Genomic DNA, 23,922 nt, shown 5'->3' on the forward strand with positions numbered 1-23,922 from the left:
CCATGCACGCTTTGCAAGCCCGAGTTCTTGACCCCCGTCTCGGCCAGCAATGGCCCCTGCCAGCCTACGCCACCAGCGGATCGGCCGGTCTGGACCTGCGCGCCATGCTCGACGCACCGCTGACCCTGGAGCCCGGTCAGACCACGCTGCTGTCCACCGGGCTGGCGATTCATATCGCCGACTCGGGCCTGGCGGCGATGGTCCTGCCGCGCTCCGGGCTGGGCCACAAACATGGCATCGTGCTGGGCAACCTGGTCGGCCTGATCGATTCCGATTACCAGGGCGAGCTGATGGTCTCCTGCTGGAACCGAGGGCAGCAGGCCTTCACCATCGAGCCGGGTGAACGTATCGCGCAACTGGTACTGGTACCTGTAGTGCAGGCACAACTGGAGATTGTCAGCGAATTCGATGACAGCCAGCGTGGCGCGGGTGGTTTCGGACATACCGGCAGCCACTGATTTCTTCGATTTGCAGGGAGGCAACAAACAGAAATGAAGCTGAAAAAACCATCCATGAACCGACAACCCAGTGCTGTGCCAGGCACCCTGGTGCCGCTGCTGTTGATGCTCGCCGGGTTGGCCGCCGCGGGAGCTCTGCTCTGGGCGCTGCTGTTCGGTCCGGCAGCCGGGTACTACCGCGAGGATCTGAGCAGCGCCTACGCCAGCCAGCAGCAAAGCGCACTCGACCATGCTCTGGCGCGGCTCGATGCAGACCTGACCCGGGTTGCCGCCAACCCGCAGCTGCAGGTCACTCTGCAACAGGGTGGCAGCGCCACACTGGATCGTCTGCTGCATTACCAGTTCGCTGATAACCTGGCGATCTATACGCATCTGCCCGGCGCGGCGCGCAGCATTGATCATGAGCAAGCGCCGTTGAGCTTCGCCGCGCTGGACATGATCCGACGGGCCGAGCGCGGCCTGCCGGTACCCGCAGAAGCGCACAAGATCGGTGAGCATTGGCGTCTGTACATGGTCAAGCCGTTGCGCGCCTCACCCAAAGCGCCGATCGGCGGTAGCCTGCTGGCAGTATTCGAACTGCAGCGTCTGACCGCCGCACTGCCGCAACTGCCGGAAGGTGCCGGCAAGGTCTCGCTGATACAGCAGTTCCCGGCCGGGCCCGCACAGCCGCTGTACCACGCCGGCAGCGGGCATGGCGAACTACTCAGTCTGCCTACCGACAATCCAGCCTGGACGCTGACTTTTCAAGGCGGCACGGCCCTGGGCGCCGGGGCGCCCAATCCGCTGGTCCTGTTCGCCGCAGTTCTGCTGGTGCTGGCGGGCGCGCTGGCCAGCCTGATGTTCCTGCAGCGCAGCTGGAACAAGGCACTGACCACCGATGCCGAGACACTGGAACAGCTGACCAGGGGACACAAGGCCGCCGGCCTGCGCCTGGGGCCCCTCGAACCGCTGGCCCACAGCATCATGCAGCTGGCCAGCCGCGCAACACAGGGTCCGGCAATGTCTCCCGCCAAACCCAGCGCACCCCCATCGCCAGCCAAACCCGTCGCCACTGCACCGCAGCTGCCACCACTGGAAGAGGTGCTGGATATCGACATCCTGGATGACTTGCCGGATGCGCTGGCTGCCGGCACCCCGCCATCTCTGCCGGCGGAAATCTTCCGCGCCTATGATATCCGCGGTGTGGTTGGCCGCACCCTGACCGCAGACCATGTCTACTGGCTGGGTCGGGCGATCGGCAGCGAGTCGATTGATGCCGGCCAACCCAAGGTGGTCGTGGCCCGCGATGGTCGACTATCCGGCCCCGAACTGAGCAGCCAATTGATACGGGGCCTGACCGATAGCGGTTGCCTGGTAACCGACCTGGGCATGGTACCGACACCGGTGCTGTATTACGCCACCCATACCACCGAGGCTACGTCGGGGGTGATGCTGACCGGCAGCCACAACCCACCGGATTACAACGGCCTGAAAATCGTCATCGCCGGCCAGACCCTGGCCGATGAGCGCATCACCGCCCTGCGCCAACGCCTGGAGCAGAACAGACTGCATGAAGGCAGCGGCAGTTGCGCACCGATGGAGATTCTCGAACATTACTGCAACCGCATCGTCGATGACGTGCTGTTGGCTCGCCCGCTCAAGGTGGTGGTGGATTGCGGCAATGGCGTGGGCGGCGTGATCGCCCAGACGCTGCTGGAAAGCCTCGGCTGCGACGTGGTGGCCTTGTACTGCGAGGTGGATGGCACATTCCCCAATCATCACCCGGACCCCGGCAAACCCGAAAACCTGCAGGACCTGCTGCTGATCGTCAAACAGCACAATGCCGATCTGGGACTGGCCTTCGATGGCGATGCCGACCGCCTCGGCGTGGTGACTGCCAACGGCGAGATCATCTGTCCCGACCGCTTGCTGATGCTGTTTGCCGAAGACATAGTGACTCGCAACCCCGGTGCCGACATCGTATTTGACGTGAAATGCACCCGTCAGTTGCCACAATTGATCAGCCGCTTGGGCGGGCGTCCGGTGATGTGGAAATCCGGCCACTCGATGATCAAGGCCAAGATGCAGCAGACCGATGCGCTGCTCGGTGGCGAAATGAGTGGTCATGTCTTCTTCAAGGAACGCTGGTACGGCTTCGATGACGGTCTCTACAGCGCTTGTCGCCTGCTGGAACTGATCTCGATGCTGACCCAGGATCGCGACGAGATCAGCTCCCTGTTCGACCGCTACCCAACCGGCATCAGCACACCCGAACTGAACCTGACCGTGGGCGAAGAACGCAAGTTCGCCCTGATGGAGGCGCTGGCAGGTGCAGGCGATTGGGGCGAGCAAGCGCGCGTCGGCACTATTGACGGCATCCGCGTCGACTACCCTGATGGTTGGGGCCTTGTGCGCGCATCCAATACCACACCGGTGCTGGTGCTGCGTTTCGAGGCCGATACCGTCGCTGCGCTGGAGCGCATCCGCCAATTATTCCGTAGTCAGCTGGCCGCTGTGGCACCCGACCTGGAGCTGACCCATTTATGATCAGGAGAATAGAATCACCATGCTGAACCGTGACGCCGCTACCCAGGTATCCATGATCCTGACCGAGGCACTGCCCTATATCCAGCGTTTCACCGGCAAGACCATCGTCATCAAGTACGGCGGTAACGCCATGGAGAGCGAGGAGCTGCAAGCCAGCTTCGCCAAGGACATCGTGCTGATGAAGACGGTCGGCATCAACCCGGTGGTGGTGCATGGCGGAGGGCCGCAGATCGGTGAGCTGCTCAAGCGCCTGAACATTGCCAGTGAGTTCATCGAGGGCATGCGCGTCACCGACAGCGCAACCATGGACGTGGTGGAAATGGTACTTGGCGGCCAGGTGAACAAGAACATCGTCAACCTGATCAATCAGCATGGCGGCCAAGCTCTCGGCCTGACCGGTAAGGACGCCAACCTGATCCGTGCGCGCAAACTCAAGGTTACCCGCCGCACACCGGGCATGGACAAACCGGAGATCATCGATGTTGGCCAGGTCGGCGAGGTCAGCGAAGTCAATGTGAAGCTGATCAATCGGTTGATCTCCGACGACTATATCCCGGTGATCGCGCCCATCGGCGTCGGTGATGACGGCGCTTCCTACAACATCAATGCCGATCTGGTGGCTGGCAAGGTGGCCGAGGCTCTGGGCGCCGAGAAGCTGATGCTGCTGACCAACATCGCCGGGCTGATGAACAAGGAAGGCAAGGTGCTGACCGGGCTGACTACCGCCCAGGTCGATGAGCTGATCGCCGACGGCACCATCTATGGCGGCATGCTGCCGAAGATCCGCTGCGCGCTGGATGCCGTGCAGGGCGGCGTCGGCAGCGCCATCATTGTTGACGGTCGGGTACCCAACGCGGTGTTGCTGGAAGTATTCACCGATACGGGTGTCGGTACCCTGATCACCAACCAGCCGCTGGAGGAGCTCCATGCAGCAGAATGACTTCCGATTCAGCTGCCCGATACGGGTACGCTGGGCCGAGGCCGATCCGCAGGGAATAGTATTCAACGGGCATTATCTGACCTATGCGGATGTGGGTATCACAGAGTATTTCCGCGCCTTGAAGGCGGCGCATCCGGATACCGGCATCACGGGCAGCGACTTCTTTGCCGTGCGGACATTGCTGGAGTATCAGGCACCGGCCTGTTTTGACGACCTGCTGGATATTCATGTGCGCATTGCCCGGCTGGGCAATAGCAGCATGCAGTTCGCCATCGGCATCTATCGCGAACAGCAGCTGCTGGTTACCGGTGAGATTGTCTATGTGCATGCTGACATGGAAACCCGGCGGCCCAAGGCCATAGGGCAAGCTTTCCGCGACGCCATCGGCGCCTTCGAGGAAACCAGCTGCACGCTATAAGCACGCTTGCCGGCTTGCCGTCTGAGCAGCTCAGATCTCAGTCGGCAAGTAGCTGCTGCAACCGCTGTCGGCGGCTGGCAAAGGCTTGGTTGACTGCGTCGACCTCTCCGCGATTGCTGGTGATCAGACGCTGCAGGCGACCCTGCTCGGCCTCAACCTCCGCCAAATCCCGCAGTATCTGAGGGTCCACTTTGCGGCCTGCGCGTTCCTGCGCGGCAGCACGGCTCTGCAGGTCATCCCGCTGCGCCTGCAGGGTGAGCAAGCCCGCTTCGGTAGTGGCTATCAGGTTTTCAATCTGCTGAATCTGCCGATCATGGGCACGATCCAGATCCTTGACGCCGGAATACAAGCGCAGCAGCGTCCCGTCAGCGGTGGCACGGCGCTGCTGCTCCTGTTCGGCGGCGCGCGCCGCCTCCCGCTCTTCACGAGTCGGCGCTGCCGGCACCACCAGCTTTACCCGACCGTCAGCGTCCAGTACCTCATAACCACGGCTGACATAATGCGGCGGTACACTTTTATCCAGTACCGTAATGCCTTTGTCATTGACGTAGCGATACAGGTCAGCCGCCTCGGCTCCGACGGCCACAGCACCGAGCAGCGCTGCCACGGCCTGATATCTGATCCTTCTCTGCATAACGGGACCACCCTGTCCTGACTGATATACGGCTTTGTGCTCAGATGCCGTATTGCTCGCGATACGCCTGCACTGCAGGCAGGTATTTGCGCAACTGCGCGTCGTCTTCAAGAAAGGCAAGGATCTGGGTCAGCGACACGATGCTCACCACCGGAATGCCGAAATCACGCTCGACCTCCTGGATGGCTGACAGTTCGCCCTGACCGCGCTCCTGCCGATCCAGCGCCACCATCACCGCCGCCGGCTCGGCTTTCGCCGCCTGGATAATCTGCATGACCTCGCGAATGGCGGTACCGGCAGTGATGACGTCATCCACTATCAATACGCGACCCTCCAGCGGTGCACCAACCAGCGAACCGCCCTCGCCATGATCTTTGGCTTCCTTGCGATTAAAGCAGTATGGCAGATCAATATCAAAGCTTTCGGCAAGAGAAACTGCTGTCGCCGCCGCCAGCGGAATACCCTTGTACGCCGGGCCGAAAATCATGTCGATATCCTTCGGACCACTGTGAATCAGCGCCTGGGCATAATAACGCCCCAGTCGCGCCAGAGCGCTGCCCGTATTGAACAGACCGGCATTGAAAAAGTATGGGCTTGTGCGGCCTGACTTGAGGGTAAATTCGCCGAAGCGCAAAACATTCCGGTCCAGCGCGAAACGGATAAATTCCCACTGATATTCATGCATCTATTCTATTACCCTCATCTATAACAAAAATCCCTTCAGCTCGGGTATCATACACGCACGAAATTGGGGGAGCCATGTATGCGAATCATCAGTCTTAATGTCAACGGTGTCGAGGCCGCGGCGGCTCGGGGTCTGTTTGACTGGCTGCGCACGCAGGATGCGGACGTTATCTGCCTTCAGGACATACGCGTCACCGCTCCCGAGCTGGAACAGGATCCCTATTGGATCGACGGTTACTGGCAGTATTGCTTCGAGGCAGAAGTGCCCAGCCAGGGCGGCGTAGCCATTTATACCAAGACCGCACCCAAGGCGATCATCATGGGGCTCGGCTTCGAGCTGGCTGATCGTTACGGGCGCTATATCCAGGCGGATTTCGACAAGGTCAGCATCGGCTGTCTGCTGCTGCCTTCAGGCCGCGACGGCGATGCCAGCCTGAACCAGAAATTCAAGTTCATGAATGACTTCACCACCTATCTGACCAAGCAGCGCCGCAAACGCCGCGAGTTCATCTATTGCGGCTCGCTGCATACGGCGCACCTGAAGCTGGACGTGAAAAACTGGCGCGACTGCCAGCATCAGCCCGGTTTCATGGCACCGGAACGGGCCTGGATGGATGAGATCTTCGGCACCCTGGGTTATGTCGACGCCCTGCGCGAAGTCACCCGCGAGTCCGATCTGTACAGCTGGTGGCCAGATAGCGAGCAGGCCCAGGATCTGAATCTCGGCTTGCGTCTGGACTACCAGATTCTCACACCCGGCTTGCGCCGTTTCGTGAAGCACGCCGCCATTCCGCGCAAGGTGCGCTTCTCGGAGCATGCCCCGGTCATTATCGACTACGACTGGGTGCTGAGTATCTGATTGTCCGCGGGCGCTGCCATCAGGCGCCCGCTTCCTCTTCTTCACTGCCGCTTTTGATATTGATCAATTATTGATCGCCCTCTCACTGCTAAACTCAACGCCAGTTATTACCACTCTTTCTTATACAAACGCTATTTCGTTGTCGTCTGGCGGCGAATGCCCGTTTGCCTGGTGTCGCCTTATGCCCAAACAGCTGCAACAGGATTGGGACCCCCGATCCGCAACCACCCTCCGTGATCAGCGCGCCGCCTATGATGAAATGCGCCAGCGCTGCCCCGTCGCCCACAGCGACTATGCTGGCTGGAGCGTCTTCCGCCACAGGGATGTCACCCGCGTCCTGCTGGACAATGACACCTTCAGCAACCGGGTGTCGCGGCATATTTCCGTCCCCAACGGCATGGACCCGCCGGAACATACGCCTTATCGAAAGATCATCGAACCCTATTTCAACGCCGAACGCATGGCCGAATTCGAGCCGATTTGCCGGGAGATTGCCGAGGATCTGGCGGGCAGCACCCTGCAGCAGGACCATATCGAGCTGATGGCGGATTTCGCCCAGCCCTTCGCCCTGCGTATCCAGTGCGCCTTCATGGGCTGGCCACTGAAGCTGCAGGACAACTTGTTGAGTTGGGCCAGCCGCAATGCCGAGGCGACGCTGGCCCGAGATCGGGCGATCCTCGCCGCGTTGGCCGAAGAGTTCGACGCGTTGATCGCCGATCTGCTGCACACTCGTCGTCGAGCCGGCACCAGTGCCGATGCCGATGCCGATGTCACCTCGGCGCTGATGCAGGAACAGATCAATGGCCGGCCGCTGAGCGATCAGGAGATCGCCAGCATCCTGCGCAACTGGACGGTTGGCGAAGTCGGCACAATCGCCGCCTCGGTTGGGATTCTGACGCAGTTCCTGGCGGCCAACCCCGAAGTACAGCAGCAGCTGCGCGACGATCCCGAACTGCTCTGGCAGGCCAACGATGAAATCCTGCGCCTTCATGGCCCGCTGGTCGACAATCGCCGGCGCGCTACCTGCCCGGTGAAGCTGGGCGGACGGCAGATCGAGGCCGGGCAACGCATCACCATCAACTGGCTCGCCGCCAACCGTGACCCTGATATTTTTGCCGACCCGGAGCGCTTTTCCCTGGAACGCGACCCTTCACTGAATCTGCTGTACGGCGCCGGTGTTCATGTCTGCCCGGGGGCGCCACTGGCGCGCATGGAGTTGGTGATCATCATGCGCAGCCTGCTGCAGCACAGCAGCAGCTTGCAACTGATCGCCGAGCAACCCGCTACCCTCGCCACTTATCCTTCCAGCGGTTACGCCAGCCTGCCACTGCGCCTGCGCTGAGCCTCCCATCCCTGAGCCGGGCGCGACAGATTGTCGCCCGGCTATCGGGCGCCTCGGCGCGACAGTCGCTGCCAAGAGGCGTATCATGCGATTGATATCGATTCCCATTACCGTAATGAGACTGTCGCCGATAGTCATGACCTGTTAACCACAGTTGCGAATTGCATGACAGCCAAGTGGAAGTATGCCGCTTTCCTTTGCAGTCATTCATGAGCCATGGCCGGCTGCAGTTATAACCCGTATTACAGCCTCCACCGGCTGCGCCGGTACAGCTGAGGATTCACCTATCAAAGCAATGGTAAAGTTCGCAACCCCTCTCCCCGCCCAGCAATGGGCCGTGCTGGCATCCGGCGCGGCGCTTCTGACAGTATTGCTTATGCTGTCGCTGGCTACCGGCGCGGGCGTCTACGGCGCGTCGGAGGTGCTGGGTTATTTTCGCGGTGATGCGGCGCTGCTGGCCGATGACAAGCTGGCCATGATCATCAATACCCTGCGCCTGCCGCGCACGCTCGCGGCCCTGGTGGTGGGCGCCAGTCTGGCAATCGCCGCCAGCCTGCTGCAGAGCGCCACCCGCAACCCGCTGGCCGAACCGGGTTTGCTGGGCGTCAATGCCGGGGCGGTAATGGGACTGGTGGTCGGCCTGATCTATTTCGGTATCGAGTCGACTCAGGGCTATCTGCTGTGGTCGAGCGCCGGTGCCCTGCTCGGCAATCTGATCGTGCTGGGCATCGGTCTGATGCTGGGCCAGGCCAGCCCGCTGAAACTGATTCTCGCCGGGGTGGCGCTCAGCGCCGTGTTTGGCGGCCTGTCGAATTACCTGCTGCTGGCCAACCAGACGGCGCTGGAACAGTTTCGCTTCTGGAATCTGGGCTCGCTGTCCGCCTCGGAACTGGATGCCGTGCGCCTGATCACACCGGTGGTGCTGGTCGCCCTGGCGCTGGCAGTCATGTTGTGCCGGCAGCTGACTCTGATGCAGATGGGTGATGCTCAGGCCAAATCGCTGGGCATCCATACCACGCGGGTACGCATCGGTGTGCTGGTCGCCTCTACGCTATTCACCGCCTGCGCCATCTCCCTGGCCGGCCCGATCGGTTTTGTCGGCTTCCTCGCCGCCTACTGCGCTCGGCTGGTGGAGCCGGTGAAGCTGATGCCGCAGATGTTGTTCTCCGCCCTGTTCGGCATGCTGTTCCTGCTCGCCGCCGACATCCTGGCTCGCTGGGCGATCCAGCCCTTCGAGATGCCGGTGGGTACGCTGCTGGCGGTGATCGGCGCGCCCGCGCTGATCGCCATCGTGCTGCGCGGCGGCTTCCGCTCGCTGCTGACGGTGAAGTGATGATGAATACGAGTATTCCTTCCGGCGTATGGCGTCTGCAGCTGGGCAGTGCCACCGTGCTGTTACACCGGCGTACCTGGTTGATGACGCTGGTGATGCTGGTGATCCTGCTGGTGCTGTTCGTACTGTCGGTGAGTCTCGGCTCGGCCAACATGGGTATGCGCGAGGTCATCGCCACCTTCGCCGGCCAGGGCAGCAAGCTGCATGAAATCATGGTGTACAAAATCCGCCTGCCGCGCGTCACCGGCGTGGTGGTGGCCGGATTGGCGATGGGCATGGCTGGCTGTCTGATCCAGACGCTGGTGCGCAACCGATTGGCGACCCCGGACATGGTCGGCGTCAATGAGGGCGCCTCGCTGGCGGTGATCATATTCGCCATCTATCTCACTCTCGGCAACTGGCCCTGGTGGGCCTCGCCGCTGGGTGCAGCGCTGGCGGCGGTGGCCCTGTTCGTGCTGTGCCGTCGGCCGGGAGAACAGGGTTATCTGTTCATCATCATCGGCATCGCTATTTCCGAACTGTTCAACGCCCTCGGCCAGTTCGTCATGTCCACCCAGCCGCTGACTCACCTGGGTAGCGTTTATCTGTGGACCATGGGCCATTTTGCCCACGTCAGCTACCAGACCATCCACCCCATCACATTGATCCTTCTGGCTCTGTGCCCGCTGATGGCGCTGATCAATCGGCCGCTGGCGCTGCTGCGGTTCGGCGATGCCACGGCGCGCAGTCTGGGCGTCAATGTGCCACTGGTGCAATTGGGCATACTGGGGCTGGCGATCCTGGTGGCCTCGCTGGGCACGGCCATCGGCGGCCCGGTGATTTTCGTGGCCATGGCTGCGCCCATCCTGGCGTCCTGGCTGACCCGCGACAACCTGGCGCCAATCTGGCTGGCTGCCCTGTGCGGGGCGGTAATGCTGATGGGCAGCGATATTCTGGTGCGGATACTGGCCCAGCCCAACGAAATACCCACCGGCATCATGACCCGCATCCTGGGCGGCTTCCTGTTGCTCTTCCTTCTGATAAAAGACAGACAGTGGTCCGACTGATGACAGTTCTGCACGCACGCAATCTGCAATTTGGCTATCACGACAAACCGGTGCTGCAGGATGTCTCCTTCAGCCTGCCACGGGGCAAGCTGATCGGCATCGTCGGCCCGAACGGCAGTGGCAAATCCACCCTGCTCAAGCTTCTGGCCGGGCAGTTGCCTCTGCAGCAGGGCGAGGTGGATATTCATGGGCAGGCGCTGACCAGGTTCTCGACCAAGGCCTTGGCCCGGCAGATGGCCTTTCTGCCGCAGCGCCCGGTCATGGCTGAAGGTATCCGGGTCGAACAACTGGTGCAGTATGGCCGCCATCCGCATCAAGGCTGGTTCAATCAGTGGAGCGCAGAAGACGCCCGTGAAGTGGCGCGCGCCCGCGACATCATGCAGCTCGGCCCGATCTGGCAGCGCATCGCCTCCTCACTGTCAGGCGGCCAGGCCCAACGCGCCTGGTTGGGGATGATACTGGCGCAGAATACCGGCCTGATTCTGCTCGACGAGCCCACCAGCGCACTGGATATTGGCCTGCAGACCGAGGTGATGGAGTCCATCCGCCAGATCACCACTGAAGACCGCACGGTGTTGATCGTCATTCATGATCTGGGCATGGCGGCCCGCTATTGTGATGAGCTGATCGCCCTGGATGGAGGGCGTATCGCCGCCATGGGCCCGGCACGCGAGGTCATCACCAAGGCGCTGGTGGACCGGTTGTACAACACCAACGTGGATATTCTCGCAGCACCGGATGACGGGGCGCCCGTAATAGTGCCACGCCGACGTAACCGTGATGCCGCTGCAAACCTGTGACAAACTTTCTATTAATGAGAATCGTTACCATAAAGTGATATCGTTGCCCACCTTCCTACTTCTCCAGGATCCCCCATGACCAAATCAATCTATCGCAGCGCCATCTTACTTCTGCTGGCAGGCCTGACCAGTTTCGGTGCGCTGGCCGACACCCGCCAGATCGAAGACGCTCAGGGTAATCAACTGACCGTGCCCGCCGATCCGAAGCGTATCGTGACCCTCAGTGAGCTGGATCTGGATGTCGCACTGGCCCTCGGCATCGAGCCAGTGGGCACCACCGACGGCCGCGGCCAGGCTGCACCGCCGCGCTATCTCGAAGGCCGCGTTCCGGCGCAGACCCGCTCGGTCGGCATCCTCAACAATCCCAATCTGGAGGCCCTGCTGGAACTGCAGCCAGACCTGATTCTTACCGGTCCGCAGAAGCCCGAGCAGCTGGCGATTCTCAATGAAATCGCCCCGACTGCGGTGTCCTACGCGCTGGGCGAATACTGGATGGATGCCACGCTGCGCGTCGCCAATATCCTCAACCGCGAAGCTGAAGGCCAAGCGTTGCTGGAACGCTATAAAGCTCGCACCGCCGAGGGTCGTGAAAAACTGAGCGAGCACCAGGGCGAGACGATCAGTATCACTCGCTGGAATCCCAAGGGGCCGGCCTACATGCTCAAGGATTCCTTCTCCAGCACAGTTGCCCATGATCTGGGACTGGTGCGCCCGGCCCATCAACAGGAGCCCGGCACCACCCACTCCATGTCTCTGAGCCTGGAATCACTGGCTATGCTGGATGCAGATTGGCTGGTCATCGGTACTCTGGCTACCACGGGCGACGCGGTGGACGCCATGCGCCAAGCGGAGCAAACGCCCATGTTCCAGCAGCTGGAAGCGACCAAAGCCGGTCATTACAGCGCCGTCGATGGCTCCGTATGGACCTCCACCGGCGGGCCGCTGGCGGCGCTTCAGCTGATCGAAGATATCGAAACCATGATTCTGGGCAGTGAAGAGAACGCCACTGCCGTCGCCGCTACCCGCTGATCCCTGCCACACCCGGCTCGCTCAGGAAGACCGGGCCGGCGGCAACCACAGACGTTCCAGCCGGCGCCGGCCCAGTTCGGCACCCGCGCATAACGCCTGGAATCCGCAATGGCCGCGCCAGCCGGTCTTAAGCAGCCGTTCCCAGAAGCTCACGTCGCCCTGCAGCGTGTTGATATCCTGCCGGCGCTGCAGTAGCGCGGCCAGTTCACCCGGCCGGTTGTGCAAGACAGTCGGCGTGATTTCAATATAACCGCCCACCCACAACGGCCCCAGTATCTCCAGCAACGCCGCCTCATCGGTCAGCGCGCTGGCCGCCAACCAGCGGGTTCCGGCGCAGGCCTGCGCCCGTTGGGTGATGCGCTGCAGATAACCGGCCAGTTCCTGGTGACTGAGCTGCAGATCACCCCGCCCGGTGACTTCCGCCGGTAACAGGCAGACAGCCAGTTGCTTATTCTGCTCAGGCCAGTTGTCACCGTTTCCCAGCCCCGGTCGCAGGCCGAGCACCGGCATCGGAAAGGCATCTCTCAGGGGCGCGCCCATCACCACCAGCTGGACATTCACTCGACGCGCCATGGACCGCAGCCTCGGCAACGGCAGCGTTGGTTCCAGCGGTACGAAGCAGACGCCGGACCGAATACAGGCCAGCAGCATCACTACCAACTCAGCCGAACGTTCCAGACATACGCCCACCCGATCTCCGGAGCGCACCCCGTGCTCGGTCAGTCGATCAGCCATGTACGCGGCGCGGGCTGCCAGCCAACCGTAGCTTCGCTGCTCGCCATCACAACCCAACGCAGCCAGTCCAGCCTGGCGCTGGCAGACTGCGCGCAGATGCGAACCGAGTGTCGAATCACTGGATGAATCGTCGAAGCGGCGCATAATACCCCCTGTAGCTCGCTCAAGTACAAATGAGAATTATTAACAATAACTATGAAAGAAGGTAATCGCTAGCTACGGCAGCGTCAATCCGAATCGACGATTTTTATACTGAGTCCCGGCGCGGACCCGTAATGCGGGAGGAATCAAGAAGGGGTGTCAGGAAAGGAGCCGGCCACCGATCGGTGGCCGACCTTGCACTATTTGATCAGACGCAGGCAGAACGGGTAACGGTAGGCAACACCCTCGTTGGCCTTGATGGCAGCAATGATCATCAGCACGATCGCACCAATGCCCACCACCCAGATCAGCAGAAAGCCGATCGCCACAATCATCAGCAATAGGCAAACGACCACCGCAATTGCCACGGTGATCTGAAAGTTGAGCGCTTCCTTGCCTTGATCATCGACGAAGGGATGCAGATCCTTTTTTATCTGCCAGATGATCAACGGGCCGATCAGGCTGCCAACCACCGGAATGAAATAGCCGAGAAACCCGGCCAGATGGGCAATCATCGCCCACAGGCGCGCATCTGAACCGGGCTCCAGCGTCTCAATGCGAGGCTCTTCATCAATCATGCTCGGTGCTCCTCATAGTATCGATGGATGACCTGATATCAGGATAGCCGAACACTTTGGGCTTGGCTGAACCATTCAGTCCGCCAGCGCCTCCAGCTGCGCAGCAAACAGATCATTGATCCCCGCCGTAGCCAGCTCCAGCATCGCGTTCAGCTCCTGCGGAGTGAAAGGCGCAGCCTCGGCGGTGCCCTGCACCTCGATAAAGCCGCCCTTGTCGGTCATCACCACGTTCAGGTCGGTGTCAGCGGCGGAATCTTCCGGGTAATCCAGATCCAGCACCGGCACGCCCTGATAGATACCCACCGAGATCGCCGCGATCATCTGCACGGCTGGTACCCGCTTGATTGCGCCGCGCTTCTTCATTGAACGCAGCGCATCGACCAGTGCCACGCAAGCACCGGTGATGGATGCGGTACGGGTGCCGCCGTCAGCCTGGATCACGTCGCAGTCGATATAGATGGTGTTCTCGCCCAGCGTCTTGAGGTCTACCGCTGCGCGCAGCGAACGGCCGATCAACCGCTGAATCTCCAAAGTGCGTCCACCCTGCTTGCCCTTGCTGGCTTCGCGCTGCATGCGCTCGCCGGTCGCCCGCGGCAACATGCCGTATTCGGCGGTGATCCAACCCTGGCCGGTGCCACGCAGGAAACGCGGAACGCCGCCTTCCACACTGGCAGTACAGATCACCTTGGTATCGCCGAACTCGACCAACACCGAACCTTCGGCATGCTTGGTATATTGGCGGGTCAGAGTCACCTGACGCATCTGGTCTGCTGCGCGGCCGCTGGGTCGTATCATTATCCAATTCCTTGTACTGCATGTGTGTGCGGCGATTATACGGAGCCTGTCCGGTGGTACAACAGCAGCCTGTACCCCCAAGCCGACTGGCGGAGTACAATGCCCGCCGCCGATCAATAATTAGACAATCTGGAGTGGACCCATGGTATTCAGCATGACGGCCTTTGCCCGCAGCGAACTCAGCACCGATCAGGGCAACCTGGCGTGGGAGCTGCGCTCGGTCAACCATCGTTACCTGGAGGCCACCCTGCGCCTGCCCGACGCCTTCCGTGATCTGGAAGGCCCGCTGCGTGAGCGTCTGCGTAAGCAGCTGGCCCGCGGCAAGGTGGAATGCACCTTGCGCTTCAATCCCGTCACCGACGCCCATCCGGATTTAAGTCTCAACCAGCCCCTGCTCGACCAGCTCATCGAGGCCGCTGGCCGAATCCGCAGCCAACTGGATAATCCCTCACCGATCAACCCGCTGGAACTGCTGGCCTGGCCCGGCGTGCTCGGTGGCAGTGAGCAGAACCAGCCCGACCTGCTGAAGCAAGCTGACACCCTGTTCAACCAGGCTCTGGATGAACTCAAGCAACACCGCGCCCGGGAAGGCGCCGAACTGCGCGCGCTGATCGAAGAGCGTCTGGACAGTATGGCCGAACGCGTCATCACCCTGCGCGAGATGATGCCTACGCTGCTCGCCGCCCACCGGCAGAAACTCATCGACCGATTCAACGAAGCTCAACTGGAACTGGACGTCACACGCATCGAACAGGAACTGGTGATGCTGGCACAGAAGATCGACGTCGCCGAGGAACTCGACCGCATCGACACCCACATCACCGAAACCCGCCACGTACTGAATGGCAAAGCCGCCATGGGCCGCCGACTGGACTTCCTGATGCAGGAATTCAACCGCGAAGCCAACACCCTCGGCTCCAAGGCCATCGACGCCCGCAGCACCCAGACGGCAGTGGATCTGAAGGTGTATATCGAGCAGATGAGGGAACAGGTGCAGAATATTGAGTGATGTCGTGTGACACACCTCACAAATAAATAAAATCTTCACGCAGCGATTGCTATCGATAATCATTATCATCTTTAATAGTCCTTTGCCCATCCATGCAAAGGACTCAGCATGACGATACTTCGCGCAATTCCCTGTCTTGCCCCGCTATCACGCACCTTGCTGTCCGTCGGTCTGGTCGCTCTGCCCAGCCTGACCCTGGCCGACAACCCGGTCGCATTGGATAGCATGGTGATATCCGCCACCCAGACCGAACACAGCCAGCTCAGCGCACCGGCCAGCGTTTCCGTTATCAGCCGCGCGCAGTTGCAGCAACGACAGGTGAATAATCTGGCCGATGCGGTGAGCATTTTGCCCGGGGTACAGATCAATCCGGCTTCGGTTTACGGCCGCCAGGAAATCAAGATCCGCGGCATGGATTCGGATTACACGCTATTGCTGGTAAACGGGCGCCGTATCAACTCGCGCGACGCGCTGAGTTCGTCCTATGCCAATGATTTCGACCTGTCGGCCATTCCGATAGCAGCCATCGAACGCATTGAGGTGATCCGTGGGCCCATGTCTTCGCTCTATGGCGCAGATGCCCTCGGTGGTGTCGTCAACGTCGTCCTGCGCCAGCCGACCCGGCGCACCGAGGCGGCAGTGGCCTACACCTATGCGCAACCGACGAAGGGTGATCACGGGGACACCCATAAGCTCAGCACCTACTCCAGCGGCACGCTGATCGATGACAGGCTGCTCGCCAACCTGATCCTCGAAGGCCGTGATCAGGCCGCCTGGCAAAGCAGCCAGAACACCAATCCGGATACCGATTCGCGCGAGCGACAGAAGATCGGCAGCGTGCTGAGCAATCTCACCTGGCTACTCGATGAACGCCAGCAACTGAACCTCGACCTGAGCTACAACGAAGATGAACGCGATGCGCTGTGGAACAACGCCGGCTTCTCCACTCCGGTCAATCAGCAGCGGATGCAGCGCACCGCGGCTGGCCTGAGTCATGACGGGCGCTGGAATGGTTTCACCAGCCGCGCGCGCTATTACTATGAGCATGTCGAGCTGATGGATGATTCCGAATTGACCGTCGCGGCCAATGGCGGACGCATCGGTGATATCACCCAGAACAACCATACCCTCGACGGCCAGCTCAGCGGCCTGCTTGGCAGTCACCTGCTGACTGGCGGCGCGGAATACCGCCGCACCGAACTGGAGCACAATCTCAACCTGCAGGGCGGGGAGGTCAAGGTGGATCAGAGCGCCGCCTATCTGCAGGACGAGCTTTCCCTCGGCGAGGTCAATCTGACCCTGGGTGGCCGGGTGGATCACCATGATGTCTACGGTACCGAGTTCAGTCCGCGCGCCTATGCGGTATACAACCTGAGCGACAATTGGGTCATCAAGGGCGGCGTCGGCAAAGCTTTCAAGGCGCCAAGCATTGCCCAATCCGAGGAAGATTATGCGGTGGTCGCCTGCCGCGGCGCCTGTGTGGTGGTCGGCAACCCGAGTCTGAAACCTGAAACATCGACCAGTTACGAGATCGGCACGCTGTACGAAGCCGTACGCTGGCATGCCGGCATCACCCTGTTTCATAACGATATCAAGGACATGATCGTCAGCGATCAGTGGGGGCCCGACTACCGGCCGCCGATCATGACTTACACCAATGTCCACGAGGCGCGAATCCGGGGCCTGGAATTGGCCTCCGGTATTAGCCTGACCGGCAGCTTGGATCTGACCGCCAATTACACCCTGGCCGATGCCGAGGACAAGGAAACCGGCGACGAACTAGTGCAAACCCCCAGGCACAGCGGCAACGCCCGACTGCAATGGCAGGCCCAGCCGCGGCTGCAGACTTTCGTCGGCTATCAATACACCGGCAGCCAGATGCTCGCGGTACCGTCGGTGGGCGACTCGAAGTCCGATGCGTTTCATACCCTGGAACTGGGTGCCAATCTGCAAGCCACCAGGGAGCTCGGCTTCAAATTCGGTGTCACCAATCTGACCAATACCAAGCGCGATGATGTCGCTCGGTCGCTGGATCATATTCTGCTGGGGCGAACGGCCTATGTGGGGGTGAGCTACCGGCTGTAGGCTGAGGCGGCGCTTGCGCCGCATGGTCGAGCCGGTGCTCGACCATCCCAGGGATGGAAAGCGCCTCGCCTACGAAGAACTCACCATCTGCAACCCCACCACCGACAGCACCAGACTGGTGAGAAAGAACAGGCGCCAGAAGGTCACCGGCTCGTCGAACAACAGGACACCCGCAACCACGGTGCCAAAGGCGCCGATCGCCCCCCAGACGGCATAGGCGGTGCCCACCGGAATGGCTTTGTCACCGCCCATGGCCTTGAACAACAGGTACATGCTGATCGTGACGCACACCGCAAACGTCAGGAGCCAGAAAGCGAAGGGTTTGCCGCTGGCCTGCTGGGCCTTGCCGAGGCTGATGGCAAATCCGGTTTCGAACAGGCCGCCGATGATCAGCAGGATCCAGTTGGTGCTCATGTGCTGCGCCTTATTCCAATAGAGAGACTGACCAGCAAGCTACCTGAAATAATCCATGATTGAAATGCGCTCCCAGGCAGCACGCCCGTGCTTTTCCACAACTCTTATCCATCCGTTGTTTACTGCGCGGCAGTATCCCGGATGCGGTCCTCGGGGTGTAGCGCGCCTGCGCTACGCCCGGGAATGGTCGGGACACACCTGTCATCGAGCAGGCGCTCGGCAACCCGACGATCTCCGCGCTGACGCCTGGTATCAGGACTGCTATTATGGCTGGCTTATCCATTCCGCACCGAAGATGTCGCCTTGTCCCTCTCTGCCAGCCGCTTGAACGTCTATCGTCAGCCGGGCTTCATGCCCTTTGTCATCGCTCGCCTGCTAGCCGTATTCGCCATGCAGATCCAGGCTATCGTGGTGGCCTGGCAGATTTATGAGATCACCGGTGATCCGCTGTCGCTGGCCTGGGTCGGGCTGGCGCAGTTTCTGCCGATGCTGTTTCTGTTGATGCCGGCGGGCGATCTGATCGATCGTTACAGCCGGAAGCTGATTCTCAGCCTGAGCTGGCTGGGCGCAGCACTATGCAGCGGCATTCTGCTCTGGCTATCCACCCTCGATGAGCCCAATCTTGTCTGGTTCTATGGCGCGCTGGTGCTGTATGGCTGTTCCCGGGCGTTTATCGGGCCGGCGTTGCAGAGTCTGCTGCCGCAGATCGTACCGCGTGATCAGTTAGCCCAGGCCATCGCCGCCAACAGCACCATCATGCGTACCGCGACCATCCTCGGCCCGGTACTGGGTGGCGTGCTCTATGCGATCGGGGGCGGCGAGCTGACCTATGCGATATGCCTGGTGTGCTTCGCCGGCGGGCTATTACTGCTCAGCCGGGTGCCGGTGCTCTATGCCGAGACGATGCAGATCACCGAAACCTCAGGCTGGAAGCGTTTCACTGCCGGGCTGCATTTCATCCGTACGCGGCCCATCATTCTCGGCACCATTTCCCTGGATCTGTTCGCCGTGCTGCTCGGCGGCGTGGTCGCGCTGCTGCCGATCTATGCCAGCGATGTGCTGCACGTCGGTCCTGAAGGGCTGGGTATTCTGCGCAGCGCCATGGCGGTCGGCGAGATCTGCGTTGGTCTGTACTTGAGTGCCAAGCCGTTCAACCGCAATGTCGGCAGCACCATGTTCATTGCCGTGGCGATCTTCGGTGTGGCCAATGTGGTATTCGCCCTATCGACGCTGTTCTGGCTGTCCTTTGCCGCGCTGCTGGTGGCCGGTGCGGCCGATATGGTCAGCGTGTATATCCGCTCGGCGCTGATCCAGTTCTCCACCCCGGATGCCATGCGCGGCCGAGTCAATGCGGTCAATATGTTGTTCATCGGCTCGTCCAACGAGCTGGGCAACTTCCGCGCCGGTACCAGTGCCGCCTGGTTCGGCGCCGTGCCCGCCGCGCTGATCGGCGCGCTCTGCACGCTTGGCGTGGTAGCTGGCTGGGCCGCGGCCTTCCGACCGCTGCGTCAGGTCGACCGCTTCGAGGATGCGTCGCCCGAGCGCCAGTCGGACACCCGATGAAATGACGCCGTCGCCCAATGGCTTTATAATCCCGCCACGCCGCAGACCCCATCAGGAATATCACCCATGACCCAAGCCACCGGTACCCTATACATCGTTTCCGCCCCATCCGGTGCGGGCAAGACCAGCCTGGTCAAGGCGCTGATCGAACAGATCGACACCCTGCGGGTATCGGTATCCCATACCACTCGTGCCATGCGCCCCGGCGAGACGGACGGCGTCAATTATCACTTCACCTGCCGTGAAGAGTTTCTCGAGCAGGTGGGCAAAGGCGACTTTCTGGAACACGCGGAGGTCTTCGGCAATCTGTATGGCACTTCTCAGAGTACGGTTGAGCGCACCCTGGCCGCGGGTCATGACCTGATTCTGGAAATCGACTGGCAGGGTGCTCAACAGGTACGCCGCGCCCTGCCCCAGGCCCGCTCCATTTTCATCCTGCCACCCAGCCGAGCTGCCCTGCAGGACCGTTTGAGCAACCGTGGCCAGGATAGCGATGACACCATTGCCGGGCGCATGACCCAGGCCGTTGATGAGATGAGCCATTATGTGGAATACGACTATATTGTCATCAATGACGATTTCCATACGGCCCTGGACGATATGAAATCCATCCTGCGCTCCGGCCGTCTGAGCCTGGCACATCAGCAGAACCTCAACAGCCAGCTGCTCACCGCGCTGTTGTCAGACTGAGCCGCTAACAGGTAAACTGTTCGGTCCCGCGTTTTTACCCAATTTATCTGCCGTTCGGAGTACACCATGGCCCGCGTCACTGTTGAAGACTGCCTGGAAAATGTAGACAACCGCTTTGAGCTGGTCATGCTGGCCACCAAGCGTTCGCGTCAGATTGCTACTGGCGGTAAAGAACCCAAAGTTGCATGGGATAACGACAAACCCACCGTTGTCGCTCTGCGTGAAATCGCTGAAAACTTGATCTCCTATGAGATCATGGCGGAAGAAGCCCTGCAGGATCAGCAGGAACCGCTGTACTCGCTGGAAACCGAACTGCCGGAATAAGCCATTGCGATGGCCATGCAACCTCGTCCAAACTGCCCATACATCAGGGTGCAGGAGAGTTGCATGTCCGGAATAGAGATTTTTGCCGATCGGCTGGATGACTATCTCGACCCCGAGCAGGTCAATCTGGTACGCCGCGCCTACTTCTACGCGGAGCAGGCTCACGACGGCCAGACCCGCCGCAGCGGCGAGCCCTACGTCACCCACCCGCTGGCGGTAGCCAACATTCTCGCCGACATGCACATGGACCATCAGAGCCTGATGGCCGCCATGCTGCATGATGTGATCGAAGATACCGGCATCCCCAAGGAAGCGCTGATCACCCAGTTCGGCGACACCGTGGCGGACCTGGTCGACGGGGTCAGCAAGCTGACCCAGATGACCTTCGAGACCAAGGCCGAGGCCCAGGCTGAGAACTTCCAGAAAATGGCGCTGGCCATGGCCCGGGACATTCGTGTGATCCTGGTCAAGCTCGCCGACCGCTTGCACAACATGCGCACGCTGGGCGCCTTGAAGCCGGAAAAACGCCGGCGCATCGCCCGCGAAACCCTGGAAATCTACGCTCCCATTGCCAATCGTCTGGGCATGCACAGCCTGAGCACCGAGTTCGAGGACCTGGGCTTCAATGCCATGTATCCGATGCGCTCGCGGATGATAGGCCAGGCCGTGCGTGACGCCCGTGGCAACCGCAAGGAGCTGCTGAACCGGATCCTCGAATCGCTGGAAGCCTGCCTCGAACGCGAAGGGCTGCCGGGCAAGGTGCTGGGTCGCGAGAAGCACCTGTACGGTATCTACGAGAAGATGCGCGAGAAGCGCAAGGCATTCAACGAGATCATGGACGTGTATGCGTTCCGTATCATCGTCGATAAAGCCGATACCTGCTACCGCGTGCTGGGTGCGGTACACAGCCTGTACAAGCCTTTCCCCGGCCGTTTCAAGGATTACATTGCGATTCCCAAGGCCAACGGTTACCAATCCCTGCATACCACGCTGTTCGGCATGCATGGCGTGCCCATCGAGATCCAGATCCGCACGCGGGAAATGGAAGAGCTGGCCAATAACGGCATCGCCGCGCACTGGGTATACAAGTCCAAGGACGAGGTAATCAACGGCAATCATGCCCGCACCCGTCAGTGGCTCAAGGGTGTACTGGAACTGCAGCAGCGGGCCGGCAACTCGCTGGAATTCATCGAGAACGTCAAGATCGACCTGTTCCCCGATGAAGTCTACATTTTCACCCCCAAAGGCCGCATCATGGAGCTGGCCAAGGGGTCGACACCGGTCGATTTCGCCTATGCGGTACACACCGATGTGGGCAACAGCTGCATTGCCTGCCGCATCAATCGCCGATTGGCGCCGCTGTCCGAGCCGCTGGAAAGCGGCCAGACCGTGGAAATCATCACTGCGCCCGGCGCTCGCCCGAACCCGGCATGGCTGAACTTCGTGATAACCGGCAAGGCGCGCAGCAATATCCGCCACCTGCTCAAGCATCAGCGCCACTCCGAATCCATCGCCCTCGGCGAGCGACTATTGGACAAGGTATTGGTCAGCTTCGACAGCAGTCTGGAACAGATTCCCGAACAACAGATCAAGCGCGTTCTGGCTGATTGCCGTATGGATACGCTGGAGGATCTGCTGGCGGATATCGGACTCGGTAACCGCATGGCCTACGTTACCGCTCGCCGCCTGCTGGCCCATGATGCGCCGACAGAAGCCGAGATGGTCAAGAGCGATGCGGTCGTTCAGCAGCCCAGCAGCGAAGAAAAACCGCTGGCGATTCGGGGCACCGAAGGACTGGTGATCAGTTTTGGGCGCTGCTGCAACCCGATTCCGGGCGACCCCATTGTCGGCTTCATCACCACCGGCAAGGGCATGGTCATCCATCAGGAAAACTGCAAGAACCTGCTCGAACACCACGGCAATAATGAAAAGATCCTGCAATTGACCTGGGACAAGGATGTCGCTGGCGAATTCACCGTGGAGCTGCGGGTGGAACTGGAACATCAGCGCGGCATCATTGCCCAGCTGGCCACCAGTATTACCGTTGCCGACGCCAGTATCGACAAGATCAGCGTGGATGAACGCGACGGCCGGGTCAGCGTAGTGCAGTTGGTGCTGCGCGTGCGCGGACGACTGCACCTTTCACAACTGATCAAGCGTATCCGTGTATTGCAAGGCGTCATGCGGATAACGCGCCTCAAAAATTGAACCCAATGGAGACATTCATGAACAAGCAAGTCATCACCAGCGAACACGCACCGGCCGCCATCGGCCCTTACTCCCAGGCGATCAAGGTCGGCAATACTGTGTACCTGTCCGGCCAGATTCCTCTGGACCCGCAGACCATGGAAGTGGTTGAAGGATTTGAAGCTCAGGTTTGCCGGGTATTCGACAACTTGGCGCTGGTCGCTGAAGCTGCCGGTGGCAAGCTGCAGGACATCGTCAAGCTGAACATCTTCCTGACTGACCTGAGCAACTTCGCTACCGTCAACGAAATCATGGGCCGTTACTTCGAACAGCCTTATCCCGCCCGCGCCGCCATCGGCGTCGCCGCCCTGCCCAAGGGTGTACCGGTGGAAATGGACGGTATTCTGGTCGTCGGCTGAGCCGACGCCCATTGCGGTTACTCAAGCATGCTTGAGTAACCCTCCCGGTAACTCGGATATTGCGGCTCCCAGCCCATTTCGCGGGCCAGTTCGTTACTGCAACGCTTGCTGCCAACCCGATTGGCGGTCGGCCCTTCTCCCAGCAGCTTCACTCCCAGCTGTTCTGCCAGCCAGCCCGCCACTTCGCGCAGGGGTGCCGGCTCGTCGTCCACGCCCAGATAACAGGGCGCCAGCAGTTCTCCCTGATCAGCTTCCAGCAACAGCAACTCCAAGAGGCTCGCAGCATCATCCCGATGGATGCGGTTGGTGTATTGCACCGGAATGTCCGGCACATGCAAGCCGTCGCGAACCTGTTCTATCAGGCGATTGCGCCCTGGCCCGTAAATACCGGCCAGGCGCACTACCGAGGCTGGTACGCCGCTGCGCAGCGCCACGTCTTCGGCCTGAATCAACAGCGGTGCCGTTGCCGACGCTGCCAGAGCCGCGCTGTTTTCGGTGACCCATTCGCCTGCGCTCTGAGCGTAGACCGCAGTACTGGATACCTGCAGCAGATGGCGCAAGGGGTGACGACTGTCTTTCAGCCAGCTCAGCACATGCTGCAAACCGTCGACATAGAGTCGCTGGTACAATTCAGGATCGCGCCGCCCCGCCGCTGGACAATAGACCAGATAATCCACCTTGGCGGGCCAATCGGCCGGTTTTTGCGGATTGGTCAGGTCTGCAGCAATCCGTCCGACACCTTCCGGCAGTGCCGAAGGGTCCCGACGCAAGCCGCTGACTTGCCAACCTTGCTGCAATAAACGCTTGGCAAGCGCTGTACCCACATCGCCGCAGCCGGCAATAACTACATGTTTCATGCTGATTGTTTTCCTCTATCGATCAACCCGCTATGCTTGCGGAAAATCTACGGAGC

Annotated in this window: 24 protein-coding genes; 17 read left to right on the plus strand and 7 right to left on the minus strand. The window is 60.8% G+C overall.

Annotated features, from left to right (window positions below; all coding sequences use genetic code 11):
* The first annotated feature begins 2 nt into the window (after positions 1–2).
* Genes dut through BLU11_RS16075 form a run of 4 tightly spaced genes read left to right on the plus strand, consistent with a single transcriptional unit; the run spans position 3 to position 4,342 of the window.
* The gene (dut, locus tag BLU11_RS16060; protein ID WP_090275108.1) at positions 3–458 is read left to right on the plus strand and encodes a dUTP diphosphatase; all 456 of its coding nucleotides are present in this window, start codon (positions 3–5) and stop codon (positions 456–458) included.
* 54 nt (positions 459–512) lie between these two features.
* Complete coding sequence (locus BLU11_RS19720) at positions 513–2,984, plus strand: phosphomannomutase/phosphoglucomutase (RefSeq protein WP_269433208.1); 2,472 nt, start codon at positions 513–515, stop codon at positions 2,982–2,984.
* Between the two features lie 19 nt (positions 2,985–3,003).
* The gene (argB, locus tag BLU11_RS16070; RefSeq protein ID WP_090275112.1) at positions 3,004–3,924 is read left to right on the plus strand and encodes an acetylglutamate kinase; all 921 of its coding nucleotides are present in this window, start codon (positions 3,004–3,006) and stop codon (positions 3,922–3,924) included.
* Positions 3,911–4,342: an acyl-CoA thioesterase gene (locus BLU11_RS16075; protein ID WP_090275114.1), complete on the plus strand. Its 432-nt coding sequence runs from the start codon at positions 3,911–3,913 to the stop codon at positions 4,340–4,342. Before argB ends, BLU11_RS16075 begins: the two co-directional genes overlap by 14 nt.
* 37 nt (positions 4,343–4,379) lie before the next feature.
* Here the strand turns inward: BLU11_RS16075 and BLU11_RS16080 are convergent, their stop codons facing one another.
* On the minus strand, positions 4,380–4,976 hold the full coding sequence (locus tag BLU11_RS16080) for a DUF4124 domain-containing protein (protein ID WP_157718705.1): 597 nt from the start codon (positions 4,974–4,976) through the stop codon (positions 4,380–4,382).
* A 40-nt stretch (positions 4,977–5,016) separates the two neighbouring features.
* On the minus strand, positions 5,017–5,661 hold the full coding sequence (gene pyrE, locus BLU11_RS16085; protein WP_090275118.1) for an orotate phosphoribosyltransferase: 645 nt from the start codon (positions 5,659–5,661) through the stop codon (positions 5,017–5,019).
* Between the two features lie 78 nt (positions 5,662–5,739).
* Between pyrE and BLU11_RS16090 the strand changes: the two genes are divergently transcribed.
* The 6 genes from BLU11_RS16090 to BLU11_RS16115 all read left to right on the plus strand — a co-directional run bounded on the left by BLU11_RS16090 (position 5,740) and on the right by BLU11_RS16115 (position 12,069).
* Positions 5,740–6,519 (plus strand): exodeoxyribonuclease III, encoded by a 780-nt coding sequence (locus tag BLU11_RS16090; protein WP_090275120.1) that lies wholly within the window; start codon positions 5,740–5,742, stop codon positions 6,517–6,519.
* Positions 6,520–6,700: 181 nt separating this feature from the next.
* Positions 6,701–7,861, plus strand: coding sequence for a cytochrome P450 (locus BLU11_RS16095; RefSeq protein WP_090275123.1), 1,161 nt, complete (start codon positions 6,701–6,703; stop codon positions 7,859–7,861).
* Positions 7,862–8,156: 295 nt separating this feature from the next.
* Complete coding sequence (locus tag BLU11_RS16100) at positions 8,157–9,194, plus strand: FecCD family ABC transporter permease (protein ID WP_090275125.1); 1,038 nt, start codon at positions 8,157–8,159, stop codon at positions 9,192–9,194.
* The gene (locus BLU11_RS16105) at positions 9,194–10,240 is read left to right on the plus strand and encodes a FecCD family ABC transporter permease (RefSeq protein ID WP_269433209.1); all 1,047 of its coding nucleotides are present in this window, start codon (positions 9,194–9,196) and stop codon (positions 10,238–10,240) included. The genes BLU11_RS16100 and BLU11_RS16105 overlap by 1 nt, the downstream gene beginning before the upstream one ends.
* Complete coding sequence (locus tag BLU11_RS16110; RefSeq protein ID WP_090275127.1) at positions 10,240–11,040, plus strand: ABC transporter ATP-binding protein; 801 nt, start codon at positions 10,240–10,242, stop codon at positions 11,038–11,040. The genes BLU11_RS16105 and BLU11_RS16110 overlap by 1 nt, the downstream gene beginning before the upstream one ends.
* A 75-nt stretch (positions 11,041–11,115) precedes the next feature.
* Positions 11,116–12,069 carry an ABC transporter substrate-binding protein gene (locus BLU11_RS16115; protein ID WP_090275128.1) on the plus strand — a complete coding sequence of 318 codons (954 nt, stop codon included), beginning with the start codon at positions 11,116–11,118 and terminating at the stop codon, positions 12,067–12,069.
* Between the two features lie 21 nt (positions 12,070–12,090).
* Here the strand turns inward: BLU11_RS16115 and BLU11_RS16120 are convergent, their stop codons facing one another.
* The 3 genes from BLU11_RS16120 to rph all read right to left on the minus strand — a co-directional run bounded on the left by BLU11_RS16120 (position 12,091) and on the right by rph (position 14,318).
* The gene (locus tag BLU11_RS16120) at positions 12,091–12,948 is read right to left on the minus strand and encodes an AMP-binding protein (RefSeq protein WP_090275130.1); all 858 of its coding nucleotides are present in this window, start codon (positions 12,946–12,948) and stop codon (positions 12,091–12,093) included.
* Positions 12,949–13,145: 197 nt separating this feature from the next.
* Complete coding sequence (locus BLU11_RS16125) at positions 13,146–13,523, minus strand: DUF4870 domain-containing protein (RefSeq protein WP_090275133.1); 378 nt, start codon at positions 13,521–13,523, stop codon at positions 13,146–13,148.
* Between the two features lie 75 nt (positions 13,524–13,598).
* Entirely contained in the window at positions 13,599–14,318 is a 720-nt protein-coding gene (rph, locus tag BLU11_RS16130) for a ribonuclease PH (protein ID WP_090275135.1), read from the minus strand.
* Between the two features lie 142 nt (positions 14,319–14,460).
* Between rph and BLU11_RS16135 the strand changes: the two genes are divergently transcribed.
* Together BLU11_RS16135 and BLU11_RS16140 are read left to right on the plus strand one after the other, a co-directional pair.
* On the plus strand, positions 14,461–15,327 hold the full coding sequence (locus BLU11_RS16135) for a YicC/YloC family endoribonuclease (RefSeq protein WP_090275137.1): 867 nt from the start codon (positions 14,461–14,463) through the stop codon (positions 15,325–15,327).
* A 108-nt stretch (positions 15,328–15,435) separates the two neighbouring features.
* Positions 15,436–17,412, plus strand: a complete 1,977-nt coding sequence (locus BLU11_RS16140) for a TonB-dependent receptor domain-containing protein (RefSeq protein ID WP_157718706.1) — start codon at positions 15,436–15,438, stop codon at positions 17,410–17,412.
* 69 nt (positions 17,413–17,481) lie between these two features.
* On the opposite strand, the gene BLU11_RS16145 is transcribed toward BLU11_RS16140, so the two are convergent.
* Positions 17,482–17,826: a DMT family transporter gene (locus BLU11_RS16145; protein WP_090275138.1), complete on the minus strand. Its 345-nt coding sequence runs from the start codon at positions 17,824–17,826 to the stop codon at positions 17,482–17,484.
* Positions 17,827–18,129: 303 nt separating this feature from the next.
* On the opposite strand from BLU11_RS16145, the gene BLU11_RS16150 reads away from it, so the two are divergent.
* The 5 genes from BLU11_RS16150 to BLU11_RS16170 all read left to right on the plus strand — a co-directional run bounded on the left by BLU11_RS16150 (position 18,130) and on the right by BLU11_RS16170 (position 23,009).
* The gene (locus BLU11_RS16150) at positions 18,130–19,389 is read left to right on the plus strand and encodes an MFS transporter (RefSeq protein WP_090275139.1); all 1,260 of its coding nucleotides are present in this window, start codon (positions 18,130–18,132) and stop codon (positions 19,387–19,389) included.
* Positions 19,390–19,455: 66 nt separating this feature from the next.
* Positions 19,456–20,079 carry a guanylate kinase gene (gene gmk, locus BLU11_RS16155; RefSeq protein ID WP_090275142.1) on the plus strand — a complete coding sequence of 208 codons (624 nt, stop codon included), beginning with the start codon at positions 19,456–19,458 and terminating at the stop codon, positions 20,077–20,079.
* Between the two features lie 66 nt (positions 20,080–20,145).
* A complete protein-coding gene (gene rpoZ, locus BLU11_RS16160) occupies positions 20,146–20,403 on the plus strand; it encodes a DNA-directed RNA polymerase subunit omega (RefSeq protein ID WP_090275144.1) in 258 nt (85 codons plus the stop codon).
* A gap of 63 nt (positions 20,404–20,466) precedes the next feature.
* On the plus strand, positions 20,467–22,611 hold the full coding sequence (gene spoT, locus BLU11_RS16165; protein ID WP_090275147.1) for a bifunctional GTP diphosphokinase/guanosine-3',5'-bis pyrophosphate 3'-pyrophosphohydrolase: 2,145 nt from the start codon (positions 20,467–20,469) through the stop codon (positions 22,609–22,611).
* Positions 22,612–22,628: 17 nt separating this feature from the next.
* Positions 22,629–23,009, plus strand: a complete 381-nt coding sequence (locus tag BLU11_RS16170; protein ID WP_090275149.1) for a RidA family protein — start codon at positions 22,629–22,631, stop codon at positions 23,007–23,009.
* Between the two features lie 17 nt (positions 23,010–23,026).
* On the opposite strand, the gene BLU11_RS16175 is transcribed toward BLU11_RS16170, so the two are convergent.
* On the minus strand, positions 23,027–23,872 hold the full coding sequence (locus BLU11_RS16175) for an NAD-dependent epimerase/dehydratase family protein (RefSeq protein ID WP_090275151.1): 846 nt from the start codon (positions 23,870–23,872) through the stop codon (positions 23,027–23,029).
* Positions 23,873–23,922 lie beyond the last annotated feature (50 nt).

This window comes from Halopseudomonas litoralis, assembly GCF_900105005.1.
In the GTDB taxonomy this organism is placed as follows: Bacteria; Pseudomonadota; Gammaproteobacteria; order Pseudomonadales; family Pseudomonadaceae; genus Halopseudomonas; species Halopseudomonas litoralis.